Origin of the sequence: Sediminicola sp. 1XM1-17 (assembly GCF_037203765.1) — a bacterium.
Classification (GTDB): Bacteria; Bacteroidota; Bacteroidia; order Flavobacteriales; family Flavobacteriaceae; genus Sediminicola.
Genome location: NZ_JBBCAS010000003.1, coordinates 324,085 through 340,567, shown reverse-complemented (window position 1 = coordinate 340,567; position 16,483 = coordinate 324,085). Strand labels below are relative to the sequence as shown.

Annotated in this window: 15 protein-coding genes and 1 tRNA gene; 7 read left to right on the top strand and 9 right to left on the bottom strand. The window is 41.5% G+C overall.

Annotated elements, in window-relative coordinates; translation table 11 throughout:
* Positions 1 to 49: 49 nt before the first annotated feature.
* Genes WAA86_RS06810 through WAA86_RS06795 form a run of 4 tightly spaced genes read left to right on the top strand, consistent with a single transcriptional unit; the run spans position 50 to position 4,166 of the window.
* Complete coding sequence (locus WAA86_RS06810) at positions 50 to 1,132, top strand: site-2 protease family protein (protein ID WP_337300241.1); 1,083 nt, start codon at positions 50 to 52, stop codon at positions 1,130 to 1,132.
* A gap of 5 nt (positions 1,133 to 1,137) precedes the next feature.
* Positions 1,138 to 2,217 (top strand): efflux RND transporter periplasmic adaptor subunit, encoded by a 1,080-nt coding sequence (locus tag WAA86_RS06805; RefSeq protein WP_337300240.1) that lies wholly within the window; start codon positions 1,138 to 1,140, stop codon positions 2,215 to 2,217.
* Positions 2,217 to 3,479, top strand: coding sequence for an ABC transporter permease (locus tag WAA86_RS06800; protein ID WP_337300239.1), 1,263 nt, complete (start codon positions 2,217 to 2,219; stop codon positions 3,477 to 3,479). Before WAA86_RS06805 ends, WAA86_RS06800 begins: the two co-directional genes overlap by 1 nt.
* Positions 3,480 to 3,488: 9 nt before the next feature.
* Positions 3,489 to 4,166, top strand: coding sequence for an ABC transporter ATP-binding protein (locus WAA86_RS06795; RefSeq protein ID WP_337300238.1), 678 nt, complete (start codon positions 3,489 to 3,491; stop codon positions 4,164 to 4,166).
* 21 nt (positions 4,167 to 4,187) lie between these two features.
* Here WAA86_RS06795 and WAA86_RS06790 read toward each other — a convergent pair whose 3' ends face one another.
* The 5 genes from WAA86_RS06790 to WAA86_RS06770 all read right to left on the bottom strand — a co-directional run bounded on the left by WAA86_RS06790 (position 4,188) and on the right by WAA86_RS06770 (position 9,164).
* On the bottom strand, positions 4,188 to 4,481 hold the full coding sequence (locus WAA86_RS06790) for a chaperone modulator CbpM (protein WP_337300237.1): 294 nt from the start codon (positions 4,479 to 4,481) through the stop codon (positions 4,188 to 4,190).
* A gap of 16 nt (positions 4,482 to 4,497) precedes the next feature.
* The gene (locus WAA86_RS06785; protein WP_337300236.1) at positions 4,498 to 5,406 is read right to left on the bottom strand and encodes a J domain-containing protein; all 909 of its coding nucleotides are present in this window, start codon (positions 5,404 to 5,406) and stop codon (positions 4,498 to 4,500) included.
* Positions 5,407 to 5,570: 164 nt separating this feature from the next.
* Positions 5,571 to 6,578 carry a 4-hydroxyproline epimerase gene (locus WAA86_RS06780; protein WP_337300235.1) on the bottom strand — a complete coding sequence of 336 codons (1,008 nt, stop codon included), beginning with the start codon at positions 6,576 to 6,578 and terminating at the stop codon, positions 5,571 to 5,573.
* A gap of 27 nt (positions 6,579 to 6,605) precedes the next feature.
* Positions 6,606 to 8,207: an aldehyde dehydrogenase (NADP(+)) gene (locus WAA86_RS06775; protein WP_337300234.1), complete on the bottom strand. Its 1,602-nt coding sequence runs from the start codon at positions 8,205 to 8,207 to the stop codon at positions 6,606 to 6,608.
* A 27-nt stretch (positions 8,208 to 8,234) separates the two neighbouring features.
* Positions 8,235 to 9,164, bottom strand: a complete 930-nt coding sequence (locus tag WAA86_RS06770) for a dihydrodipicolinate synthase family protein (RefSeq protein ID WP_337300233.1) — start codon at positions 9,162 to 9,164, stop codon at positions 8,235 to 8,237.
* A 147-nt stretch (positions 9,165 to 9,311) separates the two neighbouring features.
* Here WAA86_RS06770 and WAA86_RS06765 point away from each other — a divergent pair, with 147 nt between their 5' ends.
* Positions 9,312 to 10,163, top strand: a complete 852-nt coding sequence (locus WAA86_RS06765; protein ID WP_337300232.1) for an AraC family transcriptional regulator — start codon at positions 9,312 to 9,314, stop codon at positions 10,161 to 10,163.
* 79 nt (positions 10,164 to 10,242) lie between these two features.
* Entirely contained in the window at positions 10,243 to 11,805 is a 1,563-nt protein-coding gene (locus tag WAA86_RS06760) for a M28 family peptidase (protein ID WP_337300231.1), read from the top strand.
* Between the two features lie 141 nt (positions 11,806 to 11,946).
* Here WAA86_RS06760 and WAA86_RS06755 read toward each other — a convergent pair.
* Both WAA86_RS06755 and WAA86_RS06750 read right to left on the bottom strand, forming a co-directional pair.
* Positions 11,947 to 12,022, bottom strand: a tRNA-His gene (locus tag WAA86_RS06755).
* Positions 11,999 to 12,124, bottom strand: coding sequence for a hypothetical protein (locus WAA86_RS06750; protein WP_337300230.1), 126 nt, complete (start codon positions 12,122 to 12,124; stop codon positions 11,999 to 12,001). The genes WAA86_RS06755 and WAA86_RS06750 overlap by 24 nt, the downstream gene beginning before the upstream one ends.
* A gap of 390 nt (positions 12,125 to 12,514) precedes the next feature.
* Between WAA86_RS06750 and WAA86_RS06745 the strand changes: the two genes are divergently transcribed.
* A complete protein-coding gene (locus WAA86_RS06745; protein WP_337300229.1) occupies positions 12,515 to 14,542 on the top strand; it encodes a tetratricopeptide repeat-containing sensor histidine kinase in 2,028 nt (675 codons plus the stop codon).
* Here WAA86_RS06745 and bshB1 read toward each other — a convergent pair.
* Positions 14,539 to 15,261 carry a bacillithiol biosynthesis deacetylase BshB1 gene (gene bshB1, locus WAA86_RS06740; RefSeq protein WP_337300228.1) on the bottom strand — a complete coding sequence of 241 codons (723 nt, stop codon included), beginning with the start codon at positions 15,259 to 15,261 and terminating at the stop codon, positions 14,539 to 14,541. The genes WAA86_RS06745 and bshB1 overlap by 4 nt on opposite strands.
* Before the next feature lie 17 nt (positions 15,262 to 15,278).
* Positions 15,279 to 16,463, bottom strand: coding sequence for a trans-sulfuration enzyme family protein (locus WAA86_RS06735; protein ID WP_337300227.1), 1,185 nt, complete (start codon positions 16,461 to 16,463; stop codon positions 15,279 to 15,281).
* Positions 16,464 to 16,483: the final 20 nt, after the last annotated feature.

Sequence of the window (16,483 nt, the reverse complement as noted above, 5' to 3'; positions counted from 1 at the left end):
CATTTCCAAAATATGAGGTTGTATCTACTTTCACTAAAAAGAAATTTTCATGAAAGGCGCGCTTCACCTTGGCAGAATTGCCGGAATTAAAATAGAAATACATTGGACCTTTTCCTTCTTATTGATCTGGGTGGTATTTTTGGATATGCAAAAAGGGGGCGACCTTAATTCTTCCCTCCTGAGCATCCTACTAATTTTGATGCTTTTTATTTGTGTGGTTCTCCATGAATTGGGCCATGCGCTCACAGCAAAAAGGTTTGGCATAGGCACCAAAAAAATAACCTTATTGCCTATTGGAGGGGTTGCCTTACTGGAAAAGATGCCCGAAAAGCCAGGTCAAGAACTATTGGTGGCCATTGCTGGTCCGGCAGTAAATGTTTTGATCGCCATGCTACTATCATTCTTTATTCCCTTTCATAACTATTTTGCACTGGATCCTGCCGGTCTGGAAGACTTTTTGAATACTTCTGGCTTTCAAAGTTTTCTGCTTTTCCTATTTATCGCCAACATCATGTTGGTGGTATTTAATATGATACCTGCTTTCCCTATGGATGGCGGCAGGGTACTCCGGGCCCTTTTGGCGTATAAATTGGGAAGGGTAAAGGCCACGGAGATAGCCTCTGGCCTCGGTCAGATATTGGCGGTCCTATTTTTTATGTTGGGCATTCTTATCAATCCATTTCTGATATTGATTGCATTGTTCATTTTTATGGGGGCCTATGGCGAAAATCAAATGGTGAAACAGCAGTCCGTTTTGGAAGGCCATATTGTGAAAGAAGCCATGCTTACCAAACTCACTATCCTTCATCCTTGGAACAGCATGGAGGAAGCAGTACATGCGGTTTTGGCCAGTACTGAAAAAGACTTCGTGGTCACGGACAATAACAGAATAGTTGGTGTTTTGTACCATAAGGACATTATTAAAAATGCCGGTAAACCCGCTACTTTGATCAAGGATGTCATGCAAACCAATATCCGAACTGTAGATATTTCACAGGCCATCACCACTGTTTTGGAATATATCAGAAATGAAAAGAGTACTTTTTTTCCAGTGACCCGTAATAATGAACTGGTTGGTGCCATTGATATGACGAACATCAGTGAATTCATAGTTTTTAAATCCAACCCATAATACCGATGTGTCTCAAAAAAATCATACCGTGTCTGCTATTTTTGGTCGCTTGTGGCAAAAATCATGAGGCCATACGCCCCTTGGAATCCAAAATTACTGAATCCGTCTATTCCTCTGTAACCATTCAACCCGATAGCCTTTATAACGTCTATTCTGCCGTTAATGGAATTCTGGATGTCAACTTAAAAGAGGAAGGTGATCTTATAAAAAAAGGTGAGCCCATTTTACAGATTATCAATACCTCAACAAAGTTAAGTTCGGATAATGCACTATTGAATGTAAAGTTGGCCCAAGAAAATTATCAAGGGAATTTTGCAGTTCTAAGGGACATTGAAGATGAAATGAAAGCTGCCCTTTTGCGTTACAAAAACGATTCCATCAATTTTTATAGGCAGGAGAACCTTTGGAAACAAAAGATAGGCTCAAAATTGGAATACGATACAAAAAAATTGAATTATGAACTTTCCACGAATCAGTTACAGCTTTTACAGACCAAATACAATCGAACAAAAAATGAGCTGAAGACCCAATTGGAGCAGGCACAAAATAGCTATAGGTCCTCCCTTATCAATACAGAAGATTTTACGGTGGACAGTAAGATCAGTGGCAAGGTATATGCTCTTTTCAAAAATCCGGGAGAGTTGGTCAGCACCATGGAACCCATTGCAAGTATTGGAAAAAATGATGCCTTTGTTATTGAAATGTTGGTGGACGAAGTGGACATTGTAAAATTATCCTTGGGGCTGAGAGCTCTCATTACGCTGGATGCCTATGGAGCAGAAGTCTTTGAAGCAGAAATCAGTAAAATTTACCCTAGAAAAGATGAGAGGTCCCAAACTTTTAAAATAGAAGCCGTATTTGTTTCCCCTCCAAAAGTGCTATATCCCGGACTTTCGGGCGAGGGAAATATTATTATTGCCGAAAAAGAAAGTACGCTGACCATTCCCAAGGAATATCTTTTGGAAGGAAATAAAGTAATGACCCCAGACGGAACGGTTTCAGTTTCTATTGGATTACAAAATTTGGACCGGGTAGAAATCTTATCGGGGATCTCCAAGGAAACCTCTTTGCTCAAACCAGAATAATGACCAATTGGAACGTCATATTGGGTATTGCCAAGACGCATCTTACCACTAAGATGAAGTCGACCGTAACCGCATCCCTAGGGGTGACCTTTGGTATTGGGGCCTATATTACCTTGGTAAGTTTTATGACCGGCCTTAATGCCATGTTGGACGATCTCATCCTAAACCAGACCCCTCATATCCATATTTACAATGAAATTGAGCCTAGTGAAAAACTACCCATAGGCCTATATCAGGATTATGCCAATGCCGTTAATATGGTTCATTCCGTAAAACCAAAACAAACCCAAAAAAAAATCCATAATGCCGTTCCCATCTTACATTACCTAAGAGCGGAAAAAAATGTTCTCGGAGCCACCCCACAATTGGGAGCCCAAATCTTTTATCTATCCGGTTCCATAGAATTGGGAGGTAAACTTACGGGAATAGATATTTTGGAAGAAGAGCGACTTTCCAACATTCAGGACTATATTATTCTTGGAACCCCCTTGGCGTTAAAAAATAATGAAAACGGAATCCTGTTGGGAGCCGGACTGGCCAAAAAAATGTCCTTGGCCCCTGGGGACAGAGTTCAAATAAGTACGGTATCCGGTGATGTATTCCCTCTGAAAATCGTAGGATTGTACCAAAGTGGTATCGCAGATTTGGACAATGTACAAAGTTATGCCAACCTTAAAACCGTACAACGAATATTAGGAGAGGCAGAAAACTACATTACCGATATCAATGTAAAGTTACATGATATAGGCAAGGCGGAATCCATGGCCAATACTTTGGAACGCCAATTTAAGGTTAAGGCTACCGACATCAATGAGGCCAATGCCCAATTCGAAACGGGTTCCAATATCAGAAACTTAATAACCTATGCGGTATCCATTACCTTACTGATCGTGGCTGGTTTTGGAATTTATAATATTCTCAATATGCTCATTTATGAAAAGATGAAGGATATTGCCATATTAAAAGCAACAGGTTTCTCGGGAAGGGATGTCAAACTCATTTTTATGAGCCAGGCCATGATCATTGGGACCATCGGAGGAATTAGCGGACTTATTGTTGGGTATATCCTTTCTACCATCATTGACAAAGTTCCATTTGAAACGGAAGCTTTACCCACCATTACCACCTATCCAGTTAATTTTAATGGTTGGTACTATGTCATAGGTATCGCATTCGCCCTTCTCTCTACATTTATAGCCGGGTATTTGCCTGCCAACAAGGCCAAGAGCATAGATCCGGTACAGATAATAAGAGGATCATAAACACAACAAATGAAGTACGTTTTAGAAGTAAAAAACATCAATAAACATTTTAAAAAACCAGTGCCATTTCATGTTCTGAAGGATATTTCATTTCAAATAAAAAATGGGGAATTTGTTTCCATCATGGGCAAATCGGGTTCCGGAAAATCCACACTATTATATATTCTCTCCACAATGGATACCGAATATGAGGGAGAACTTTATTTCAACCAAGAACTGGTTACCGGTAAAACCAACGAACAGCTCTCTAGAATTAGAAACAAGAACATAGGTTTTGTTTTTCAGTTCCATTACTTGCTTTCCGAATTTACAGTTTTGGAAAATGTGATGCTCCCTGCCAAAAAGTTGGGAGAAAAATCCTTTCAGGAAATAGAGCACAACGCTATGGAAAAACTAAAAATGTTGCATATAGATCACCTGGCATTCAAGAAGGCCTCTAGAATTTCGGGAGGTGAGAAACAACGAGTGGCCATAGCAAGGGCGCTGATCAACAATCCTACCTTGTTAATGGGCGATGAGCCCACCGGAAACTTGGACAGCCATAATTCCGAAAACGTGTTTCAAATATTAAAAGATTTAAAAGAAAAGGAAGGAATGGCCCTATTGATCGTTACCCATGATATTGATTTTGCACAAAGAACGGACCGGATCATAGAAATGGAAGACGGCAGGATTATTAAACAATAGCTTTTACGAACGGTACCTTGATCAATCTTCCCACCTGCGTAGTTTATTTTTGAGTTGGTTAACTTCCATCTGCATCTGCTCCACACGCTCCAACAGGTAGTAAATGGCTTCCAAGCCTTCCAGGTTGATGCCAAGATCCCGATATAACCGAACCATTTTCTCCAGTTTGGGCAATTCTTCTTGATGGATATAGAGCTCCTGTTCCTTTAGCTCAAGGGTCACAAGTTCAAATTCCCTCAAAGAAAAAACAAAAGACTCTTCTATATCATGACTACTACAGAAATCCTTTATGGTAATATAATATGTACTCATCATCTTCTTCGTTTAAAGGTTATAGGTTGGTTTTGGCCAATTCTTCAAACAACTCCTTTTGTCTAGGGGTCAGGTAGGAGGGTATTTTTACGGAATAGGTCACAAAAAGGTCTCCAAACTGACCTTCCTTTTTATATTTGGGAAAGCCTTTTCCTTTCAATTTTACCATGGTTCCATTCTGTGTATTTGGCTTCACGTTTAACTTTACCACCCCTGTCAACGTACTTATTGTTATCTCGCCCCCTAGCACAGCCTTTGTCAGGGAAATTTCTTCTGTTTTATATAATTTATCGCCCTCGCGCTTAAAGGCTGTATTGTTCACAATGGAAAAGGTGATATACAGATCCCCAGGAGGACCATCATTGACACCAGGGCCACCATGGCCCGCTATTTTTATAGTCTGCCCATCCTCTACTCCGGCAGGTATCGTAATCCTAATATTCTTATTATTTACAGTGAGTGTCTGCTTATGGGTTGTATAGGCATCCATAAGTCCAAGCTGTAGTTCTGCATTATAGTCCTGCCCCCTAAATTTAACTGATCTGCCCCCGGCCCTTCTTCCTCGCCCACCGAACATCGCGTTAAAAAAATCCGAGAAATCTTCAGCTGATTGCCCTCCACTATAACTATAGCCCTCAAAACCTCCTGCCCCATTTGCGGAGGATTGGGAGCGTTCTCTTTTGGCCTTTTCAAAGGCTTCCGCATTCTCCCAGTCCTTCCCGTACTGATCGTACTTCTTGCGTTTTTCCGAATCACTCAGTACTTCATTGGCTTCATTGATTTGCTTAAATTTTTTTTCGGCTTCCTTGTCATTCGGGTTGAGGTCAGGATGGTATTTGCGTGCGAGCTTTCTATATGCTTTTTTGATATCTTTTTCAGATGCCCCCTTGGTTAAACCCAATACCTTATAATAATCTATGAATTCCATATGTGGTCGTGATTGCTGAAGTCAATAAAATCTTGCACTCTGTAGTTAATAAAAAAATGGGGTTCTAACCAAAGCTATAACGGTAAGGCGTAATTTTCCATGATAATTATCAGTTCTAACTGCATTCTACCCTGCTCTAAAAAAAGGGGCTACGGCATTAACGATCAAATCACCTGAAAACCATGGGCATAGGGGTCATCATCGTCAATGATAATATTATTATAGCCATATACAAAGGCCCAACCTTGAACACTGGGTACGATGGCCTTTTTGCCATCCAGGCTGGTGACAGATTCTATTGTCCCTGTAAATTTGGACCCAATATAACTCTCGTGGATATACGCTTCCCCAACCTGCAGTTTTCCCTTGGCGTACAATTGGGCCATTCTGGCGGAAGTACCTGTCCCACAGGGCGATCTGTCTATGGCCTTTTCACCATAGAAAACGGCATTGCGCCCCGAAGAAGTTGGGTCTATAGGATCTCCTGTCCATAGGATATGGGAAACATCCCTAATCGTATCATTTTCTGGATGTATAAAAAGGTTTGGATACTTTTTATTGATATCGTCCCGGATCGCCTGAGAATATTGGATGATCTTATTGGCTGTGAAATTATGGATTCCCGAGAAGTTTTTTTGAGGGTCTACAATGGCGTAAAAATTACCGCCATAGGCCACGTCAAAGCAGATTTCTCCCAATTCCGGACATCTTATGGTCAAATTTTCTGCTGCCATGTAACTCTTTACATTGACCAATTTGACCCAATCTACTTTTTTGCCCGTTTGGTGGTATTCTATCTCCACCAATCCGGCCGGGGCCTCCATGAATATTCTTCCAGGATTCTTGGGGATCACAAGTCCTTCTTCTATGGCAATGGTGATGGTGCCTATGGTTCCATGGCCGCACATGGGCAGGCATCCAGAAGTCTCTATGAACAAAATGGCCATATCGTTCTTGGGATCATGGGGAGGAAAAAGAATGCTACCACTCATCATATCATGGCCCCTGGGTTCAAACATCAGACCCCGGCGGATCCAATCATAATTGTTGAGGAAATATTGGCGTTTCTCGCTCATATTGTTCCCTATCAAATTTGGTCCGCCACCGGCAACCACACGTACAGGATTCCCACAAGTATGGGCATCAATACAAAAGAAGGTCTTTTTACTCATCTGCCGCTTCAATTATGTGCATCTTTATTATTTTTTGGAGGTTGGACCAGACTGATCTTTGGTATATAAGCCATTGACAAGCCTTACGATCCCCAACGGATTATTGTTTTGCAATGCAGGAGGCAGCAATTCATTGGGCCAATCTTGAAAGGCCACTGGCCTGCACCATCTTTTTATGGCGGAGACCCCTACAGAAGTGAACCTACTGTCCGTTGAAGCAGGAAAAGGTCCCCCATGCTGCATCGAAGGGCAAACCTCCACCCCTGTTGGGACACCGTTAAATATAATTCTTCCAACCCGGTCGGTCAAAGCATCCACTATTTCGCCATAGGTTTCCAATTCTTCCTTTTCGCCAAGGACAGTTCCCGTCAGTTGGCCTTCCAAATGCTCCAGGATACTTTTCAATTCTGACGCATCCTTACATTTCACGACCAATGAGAAGGGCCCAAATACTTCCTGGTGCAGGTTTGGATTTGCCAAAAACTGTTCTCCTTTGACCGATAAAACTTTTTGTTGGGCATAATTGGGAGGAAGCTTACCTTCATAGGAAGCAACAATATGGGTCCCTATTTGACTGGAAACCTCCTCCATTGATTCCTCATAACTCTTTTGTATGTTGGGATGCAACATACTTAAAGGTGCAATTTCCTCCAATTCCCGCCCCAACTTGTCCGTAAAAGTATCAAATGCTGTTCCCTCCAATCCCAAGATTAACCCTGGATTGGTACAGAACTGTCCAGCTCCCAGGGTTATGGACCCAGCATATTGTTTTGCCCAATAATCTCCTTTTTCCTCAATGGCCCTAGGAAGTACTACGACCGGATTGATACTTCCCATTTCCGCAAACACGGGAATGGGCTCCTTGCGTTCAGCAGCCATTTTATAGAGGGCCATTCCTCCTTTTATACTACCCGTAAAACCCACGGCTTTTATCCCGGGGTGCATCACCAAAGTTTGGCCTACCGCTATGCCCGAACTGTTCAGGTTGGAAAACACCCCGTTTGGCATACCGGTCTTCCTCGCCGCCTTTATAATTGCTGACGCTACCAGTTCCCCTGTTCCAGCGTGCATGGGATGGCTTTTTACAATGACAGGGCATCCTGCTGCCAAAGCACTGGCAGTATCGCCGCCAGCCGTTGAAAATGCCAAGGGAAAATTACTGGATCCAAAAACAGCAATGGGTCCCAAAGGAAGCAGCATTTTGCGAATGTCGGACTTGGGCAGGGGCATGCGGTCCGGTTGGGCCGTATCTACGCTGGCCTCTACCCAAGAGCCTTCCTCCAAAAGGATTGCAAAAGCACGTAATTGGTTTATGGTTCTTCCTCTCTCCCCTACGGCACGCCCTTCCGGCAATCCTGATTCTGCCATGTACATCTCAATCAGCAAATCTCCCAAGCCTTCAATTTCCTCGGCAATGGTCCTCAAAAATACCGCCCTCTTGGAGGGTGTAAAATCCTTATATACCTTAAAGGCCTTGGTAGCCAATCTTGCCGCTTCATCAATTTCTGAGCCGGAAGCTTCCTTAAATTCCCATTTGTTCTCCTTATTTTTGACCGGATCAAAGGTCTTAAAAGTATGTTCCCCTTCTGAAGAAAGTGTGTTCCCTATAAAATTTTTTCCAGTGAGCATAGTCTATTGATTGATGATTATTTAATTCTATATCGATTCTTTCCTAAGGGATTTATAATCAGACAATACCGGTCTTGTTCTCAAGCCTTCATGGATGATACCCAATACCCTCTCCCTTTCTGCACCTTGCAAAGGCAACCTCGGTGCACGTACCCGTTCCGTACCTATACCGGTGGCCACCTCTGCCAATTTAATATTTTGAACCAACTGCGGATTGATATCCAACTCCAATAACGGCAAAAACCACCTATATATATCTATGGCCTCCTTTATCCTACCTGCTTTGGCCAACTCATAAATGGCCACGGTCTCCGCGGGGAAAGCATCTACCAGTCCAGCCACCCATCCGTCGGCTCCCATTAGAATACTCTCCAATGCCAATGTATCTACCCCACATAAAATCTTAAGCCTATTCCCAAACCTATTTTTAATCCGAGTAACGTTGGAAATGTCGCGGGTGGACTCCTTTACCGCCTGTATATTTTCGTTTTTGAGCAACTCCTCGAACATATCCAAGGTCACCTCAATATTATAGTCAATAGGATTATTGTAAACCATAATGGGAAGATCCGTACTATGGGCAACCTCCTTGAAATAGGTCATGGTCTCAAAATCATTTGCCTTATAACGCATGGGAGGCAACATCATTAATCCACTGGCACCATATGTCTGGGCATTTTTGGCCGCCAGGATTGCCCCTTTGGTGGTTTGCTCGGCAATATTGATGATCACTGGCACTCGATCCCTCACCAATCGGACCGTTTCCTGAATGAGGAGTTTTTTTTCCGCATCGGAAAGGGTACTTGCTTCCCCCAAGGTACCCCCAAGTATGATACCGTTGACACCTGCCTCCAATTGCGCATTTATATTTATTGCAAAAGCGTCCAAATCCAAGGAATCATCAGCTTTAAATTTTGTGGTTACCGCGGGCATTACCCCTTCCCAAAGTACTTTCATAATATTTTAAATTGAAGTTGCCCTACAAAAATAGGCTCACCCTGTGCTAAACATTGGAAGGATATTAACCTAAACTAAGACTATCTTACCTTGATTGACTAAATTAGATAAAATAATTGTGCTAAATATGCATATTTGGGAACAACTATGAAAGTATATCCTTTTAAAATTCCGAAACCCATACACGAAAACCTCGTGCTACAAATTGATGAAGCAGTTCATTTTTATGACAAACTACATCAGCATGAAGAAATACAGTTGAGCTTGGTCGTCCATGGTCAGGGCAAACTAATTGTAGCCAATAGTGTCCATCAATTCGAGGTAGGGGATATATTTGTGATAGGCCGTAACTGTCCGCATTTGTTTCAAAATACAGGCCTCCACGGGAATCCCTGCAAAATGATATCCCTATTTTTTAACAAGTATACGTTTGGCGAATCGTTCTTTGATAATCCAGAACTGGAGGAAATAGCCCCGTTCTTTCCCACTGCAGAATCCGGTTTTCAGCTATTGTCCAAAAAAAAGAAGGTTACAAAAATAATGCACAAGATGTGCGGTACAGATAAGTTCAGTAGGTTCCTTCTTTTTCTAAAACTTCTCAAAACAATAAGCGGGGCGAAAACCAAGGTGTTAACAACATTCGTCTATCCGAAGACCATTTCCATGGATGAAGGTCATCGTATGCGGACCATCTTTGATTATGTGATCCATAATTTTCAAAATGACATTTCCCTCCATACCATATCATCCGTAGCGTATCTGACACCAAATGCCTTCTGCCGATTTTTCAAACAACGGACAAACAAAACCTTCTTTCAGTTCCTGATAGAACTTAGAATAGAGCATGCCTGTCAGTTGCTCTTGACCAAAAGAGACCTGTCCATTACGGAAGTATCCGATGCCTCAGGATTTAAATCGATCTCCAATTTCAATAGAAAATTCAAGGCCCTAAAAGGAACTACGCCATCGGACTATCAAAACATTAAGAAATCCGGATAATTACGGTTCAGGATGGATATGCAATCCCCATCTTTTCACTATTTTTGGAACGACTAGTTAATTAACAACTGAAAAAAACATGAAAAAATTAGCATTTGTAGCAATCGGACTTGCTTTTGCATGTAACACGGCGCAAAAGACCGTTTCCGAACCTACACCAGCGGCTATCAAAGAGGTTAGCCCAACAACGTATGCCCTGAGTATTACAGAATCAGAGCTCAAGGACCATCTTTATACCTATGCCTCCGATGAGTTTGAGGGTAGGGAAACAGGACAACCGGGACAAAAGAAGGCGGTTGAATACCTCAGACAACAATACCAAAAAATGGGTATCCCTGCCGCTCAGGCCAATGGGGATTATTTTCAAAATGTTCCCCTTCAAATGAGTAAACTGCCAACCGGTACGATCACCATTAAGGGAAAAGAATATCCTATTGGGGAGGAATTTCTGACTTTTTCAGAGGCTAAGGGCACTTTTAATGAGGTGGTCTATGCAGGATTTGGAATAGAAACCGATAATTATTCGGATTACTCCAATTTGGATGTGAAAGGAAAATTGATTTTGATCAAAGCTGGGGAACCAACTATGGAAGATGGCAATTACATTCTTTCTGGAACCAAAGAGAAGTCGGTCTGGAGCAACATGTCAGAATCCATCGGTCTAAGAATGGAATTGGCTTTGGAAAAGGGAGCAAAAGGAGTTCTTTATTTTGATTCGGACAATTTTTCAAGATTCAAGACGCGTTATGACTATATGTTAAAAAATGATAGTGGTAGAATGGGCCTAAAGGATTCCAATGAGGAAGAATTCAGTAGTTTTTTCATTAATGTTGACCTGGCCAAAACGTTGATGCCGGCCATAGAAAAGGATAATACGCCAAAAATTCTGCCCATTACTATCTCCCTATCGGTAGAGAGTTCCAATATTGAGGTAAGCTCTGAAAATGTGGCAGCCTATATCAAAGGTTCCGAAAAACCAGAGGAGTACATTGTCCTCTCTTCCCATTTGGATCATATTGGGGTGAGCAAAAATGGAGACATCAACAATGGTGCGGATGATGATGGATCAGGAACCGTTGGTCTATTGGAAATAGCCCAAGCCTTTAAGAAGGCAGCAGATGAAGGCCACGGTCCAAAGAGATCCGTAGTTTTTCTTCACGTTACTGGAGAGGAAAAAGGATTATTGGGATCTATGTACTATACCGATGTTGATCCCATATTTCCGTTGGCCCAAACTGTGGCCAACCTTAATATTGATATGATCGGGAGGATAGACCCAAATAGAAAAGGGGACAGAAATTATGTATACCTTATTGGTTCGGATAAATTAAGTACAGAATTGCACGATATATCTGAGGCCGTCAATAAAAAGTACTCAAATATGGAATTTGATTATACCTTTAATGATGAAAACGATCCTAACCGTTTTTACTACAGAAGCGATCATTACAATTTTGCCAAAAACAATATCCCGATTATTTTTTACTTCAACGGTACCCACGATGATTACCACAGGCCCGGGGATACCCCTGATAAAATTAATTACGACCTATTGGAAAACAGGTCGAGATTGGTTTTTTATACCGCTTGGGAACTTGCAAACCGTGAAAACCGAATTGTGGTGGACAAAGCGATAAAATAATATAGTCTTAAAACCAAGAAGGCCCCAATTAATCCTAATTGGGGCTTTTTTTTTATTGGTACGGGTACTTTTTGGATTACATGTTCAAGAAAACCCAAGGCACAAAAAAAGCCCCATCAATGAAGATGAGGCTTGTAATTTGGGTGGAAGACCGGGTTCGAACCGGCGACCCTCGGTACCACAAACCGATGCTCTAACCAGCTGAGCTACAACCACCATTTGTAAGCGGATGCAAATGTAATTTTTTAAAACCTTCTTTCAAAATAAAATATTCCATTTTTTTAATTTTTAATACCCCCACACCATCAATTTCATCCATTTATATTTTAAACTTCTGAGAGAGAGGTACATTACTGAATGGGTCATTTTACACCTGGGCACATGTACTAATAAGTCTTTATTGAAAGATAAATAAGTGATCATGGAAAATAAACGAATGAATTTTTGAAATAAGTAGGAATTTTCCTTATTAATTAAGGGTTTGGGGTCATTTGTCCTAGGACCTTTTGGCCCATAGTTTGGTACTTAATATCGGTGAAATGCCATTTTTCACGATTAAAACACACATTTTTTGACTCTTCACAACATAAATTAGAAATTCATGCGTTAAGATGTTAGTTTTAGCCATATAAAATTAAAGTTTTAAATGTCCTTTATAAGACCATTTTCTATTAGCCACAATAAAATTACCAAAAAGGTTATCCTATGCATGGTACTACTCTATAGTGCCATGGGCCATGTGGTTGCCCAGCATAAGGTAAAGGATAGTTTAACCCAGGTACTTCACAGCATACAGGCTAAAAAGGATTTTTCCACTTCGGACACGACCTATATAAACACGTTAAACGAACTAGGTTGGGAATTAACTTTTGACCCCTCAGACAGTCTTGTGCTACTTACCAGGCAGGCTTTAAAATTTAGTAGAGAAGCCCGATATAAAAAAGGAGAAAGTCTGTCCCTAATGAATATGGGCTCCTACCATTCCAATAAAGGTGAAACGGACAGGGCGATATCCCATTACAAAGAGGCTGTTGCCATTGCTGATGAGATCAATGATCCCAATCTAAAACTGCGCATCCTAAATTTATTTGCCACAGAGTATTACTATGCTGGGGACTATTCCAAGGCTCTAGACCTTTTTCTGGAAGGAACGGAATTGGCAGAAGAAGTTGGAAACACCCTCTTATATTCCAAATTATTGGGAAATATGGGTAATTTATATGCCTCCCAAAAAGACTATGAACAAGCGATCATTTTTTATGAAAAAGGAAAACAGCTGAACAACGAAAAAGGTAATGAGATAGATTCTGCAAAATCGATGAGCAACTTGGCTTCCATTTATGCGGACATGCGGAATTTTGAATATGCCATGTTCAATGTCAATGCCAGTATTGCTATTTTTGAAAAACATCAGATTTTGGATTGGTTGGCGTACTCTTACGAATTAAAAGGAAAAACCTATCTAAGACAGAAAAATTACAAATGGGCACTTCATTGGTACAATCAATGCAACCTTTTGCACAAGAGAATAAGTGATGACCGTGGTAAAATAGACCTTTTAAACGGTATGGCAGAAGCCTATTATGGTCTTGGTGACATTGCTCTATCTGAAAAATACGCAGAAGAATCCTTGGAAATCTCTAAAAAGATCCACTTTCCGGAAGGCATTCAAAAATGTGCCATGACCCTGTACAAGATCAATAAAAGCAAAAACAAGTTCAGTGAAGCTTTAAGGTACCATGAAATCTATCAACAGGTATCGGATACCTTATCGAGAGATGAGAACAAACGTGGACTTGCCATGTTAAAGACCAAAATAGATCATGATAAGGAGCAAGAGGAACTTATCCTCAAAAATAAACAGGCATTGGCCCAGCAGACTTATTATGTTTATGCTGCCATTGTGGTCATCTTGATCTTTATCATCATTACCTTATTGGTCCATAGAAATCAGAAAATCCAGAAAAAACTGAACAAAAAACTTCAGAACCAAAAAAGTGACCTGGTAAAACGGGAAATAGAGCTCAATGAGATCAACCAAACAAAGGATAAATTATTCTCCATAATTGGGCATGATCTAAGAGGTCCCATTGGCGCTCTTCAAGAGCTTTTGAGAATGCTGAAGGCCGGTGAAATACAACAATCGGAATTCATGGATTTCATCCCCAAACTTCGCGATGACGTTGACCATATATCATTTACCCTGAACAACCTACTTTCATGGGGGCAGACCCAGATGAAGGGAGCTGTCACCAAGGCAAGCGCCTTTGCTCTGGAAGAACTGGTATCGGACAACATTAAATTATTATCGGAAATTGCTGAGAATAAATCCATCAGATTGATCAATAAGATTTCTGACAATACGATGATCTGGTCCGATGTCAACCAAATAGACATTGTTATAAGGAACCTTATTAGCAACGCCCTGAAGTTTACACCGGAAAATGGAATGGTCACCATTGATGCTGTAGAACAAAATAACCACTGGGAGGTATCGGTGAGGGACTCTGGTATAGGAATGGACTTGGTAACGCAGGACAAACTCTTCCAACCCAATTCCAACCATACCACCTATGGCACCAATAATGAAAAAGGAACCGGTCTTGGTCTTTCCCTATGTAAGGAAATGGTAGAAAAAAATAACGGAAAAATCTGGGTAGAAAGTGCTTTGAGAAATGGCACATGCTTCTACTTTACCTTACCAAAATCGCAAAAAAGCTACAAAAATGTAGGTTAGATCAAATGATCCAAACGTTGTACGGCGACATGCCTTTCGGCTGTAAATCCCTCGGCATATTCCGTACCCACCAACCTGCCTAGGTCTCTAGCCCTATAGTTTACACTATCAATGAAATTTTTACTGCTGATAGGGGTTTCGGGTTCATTGCTCTTTGGATCGAAAAATTGGGAACTATAGGCTAAAATAGCCTCTGTCTTTTTGTCGATATATCCAGTCACATCCACCACAAAATCGGGCTTTATATTTTTCCACTGAATATAGTGGTATACGTGTTTGGGTCGCCACGCCTCCTGCCACTGCTCAATACCCTCCAGTTTGGTGTCAATTTTCACCAATCCGCTCAAGAAACAGGCGTCACTTACCAAGCTACTGCCTTTGGCATGATCTATATGGCGGTCCTCAATGGCATTGCAAAGTACAATATCTGGCCTGTACTTTCTTAAAACCTGGATAATGGCCATCTGATGTTTTCTATCGTTCACAAAAAAGCCATCGGCAAATTCCAAGTTTTCCCTTACGGAAACCCCCAGAATTTTTGCGGCCGCCGCGGCTTCCTTATCGCGGATTTCGGCGGTGCCCCTTGTTCCCAACTCCCCTCTTGTCAAATCTATGATCCCCACTTTTTTACCATTGGCTACCTCCTTTGCTATGGTTGCCCCTGCCCCCAATTCGGCATCATCTGGATGAGCCCCAAATACTAAAATATCAAGTTTCAAAGATTCTAATTTTTAAATTATACTTCGTTGTTTTGCAATGTCTTTGCTTTTGCTTTTACCGCTTCCAAGGCCTGTTCTATGTCGGCAATAAGATCCTCTGTTTCTTCAATTCCCACAGAAAAGCGGATCAATCCGTCTGCTATTCCCTGTTTTTCGCGCTCCTCAGCACTTAAGAGGGAGTGAGAGGTTAAAGTAGGGGACAAAACAGTACTTTCCACTCCTGCCAAACTCATGGAGGATTTAATCAATCGCAATGATTTCTGAAACATGGAGGAATTCAAGCTTTTATCCAATTCAAAGGATAACATACCCCCAAACCCTTTCATTTGGGCCTTTGCCAACTCATGTCCTGGGTGCGACTCCAATCCCGGGTAATAAACAGCGTGTATATCCCTGTGACCTTTTAGGTATTTGGCCATACTCATGGCGTTTTCATTTTGAGCCCTGACACGTATGCCCATGGTCTTTATGCTTCGCTCCAACAACCATACGGTGTAATCACTTAAACTGCCGCCAAAGTTCTTGGCCAAATGGAAAATACGTTCCATATGCTCTTGGGAAGAGGCAACCGCCCCTGCCAATATATCCGAATGCCCGCCCATATATTTGGTGGCACTGTGTAGGACTATATCAATTCCAAAATCAATAGGATTCTGATTCACGGGACTGGCAAAGGTATTATCGATCATGGATACCAAACCGTGTTTTTTGGCAATTTGGGCCACAGCCGTAAGATCCGTAATGGTCAGCAATGGATTGGATGGGGTCTCAATGTAAATTACTTTTGTATTCTCCTTGATCTGCTCCTCGAAATCTTCAGGTTCCAGTCCAGAAGTAAAAGAGTATTCTATCCCAAACTTGTGAAATTCCTCCGTTACCAGATTATAAGTCCCACCATAGAGGGTATTTTGTAAAACAATATGGTCCCCAGCTTTTAAAAAGGCCATCAGAGCCGTACTGATTGCCGCCATTCCGCTACCAAATATCATGGCTGCCTCTGCATGTTCCAATGCCGCAATCTTCTTGGAAAGGGCTACTTGGTTCGGGGTATTGAAATATCTGGGATAGCGCTTTACATCTACATCCTCAAAAGCATAGGAGGTACTCATAAATAGAGGGGATACAGCCCCTTTGAACTGCTCATCCTGGATTTCCCCAAAATGGGTGCAAATGGTATTGAGACCTTTTTTATTGTTGTCCATTGTATCGTATTTGTTATCAC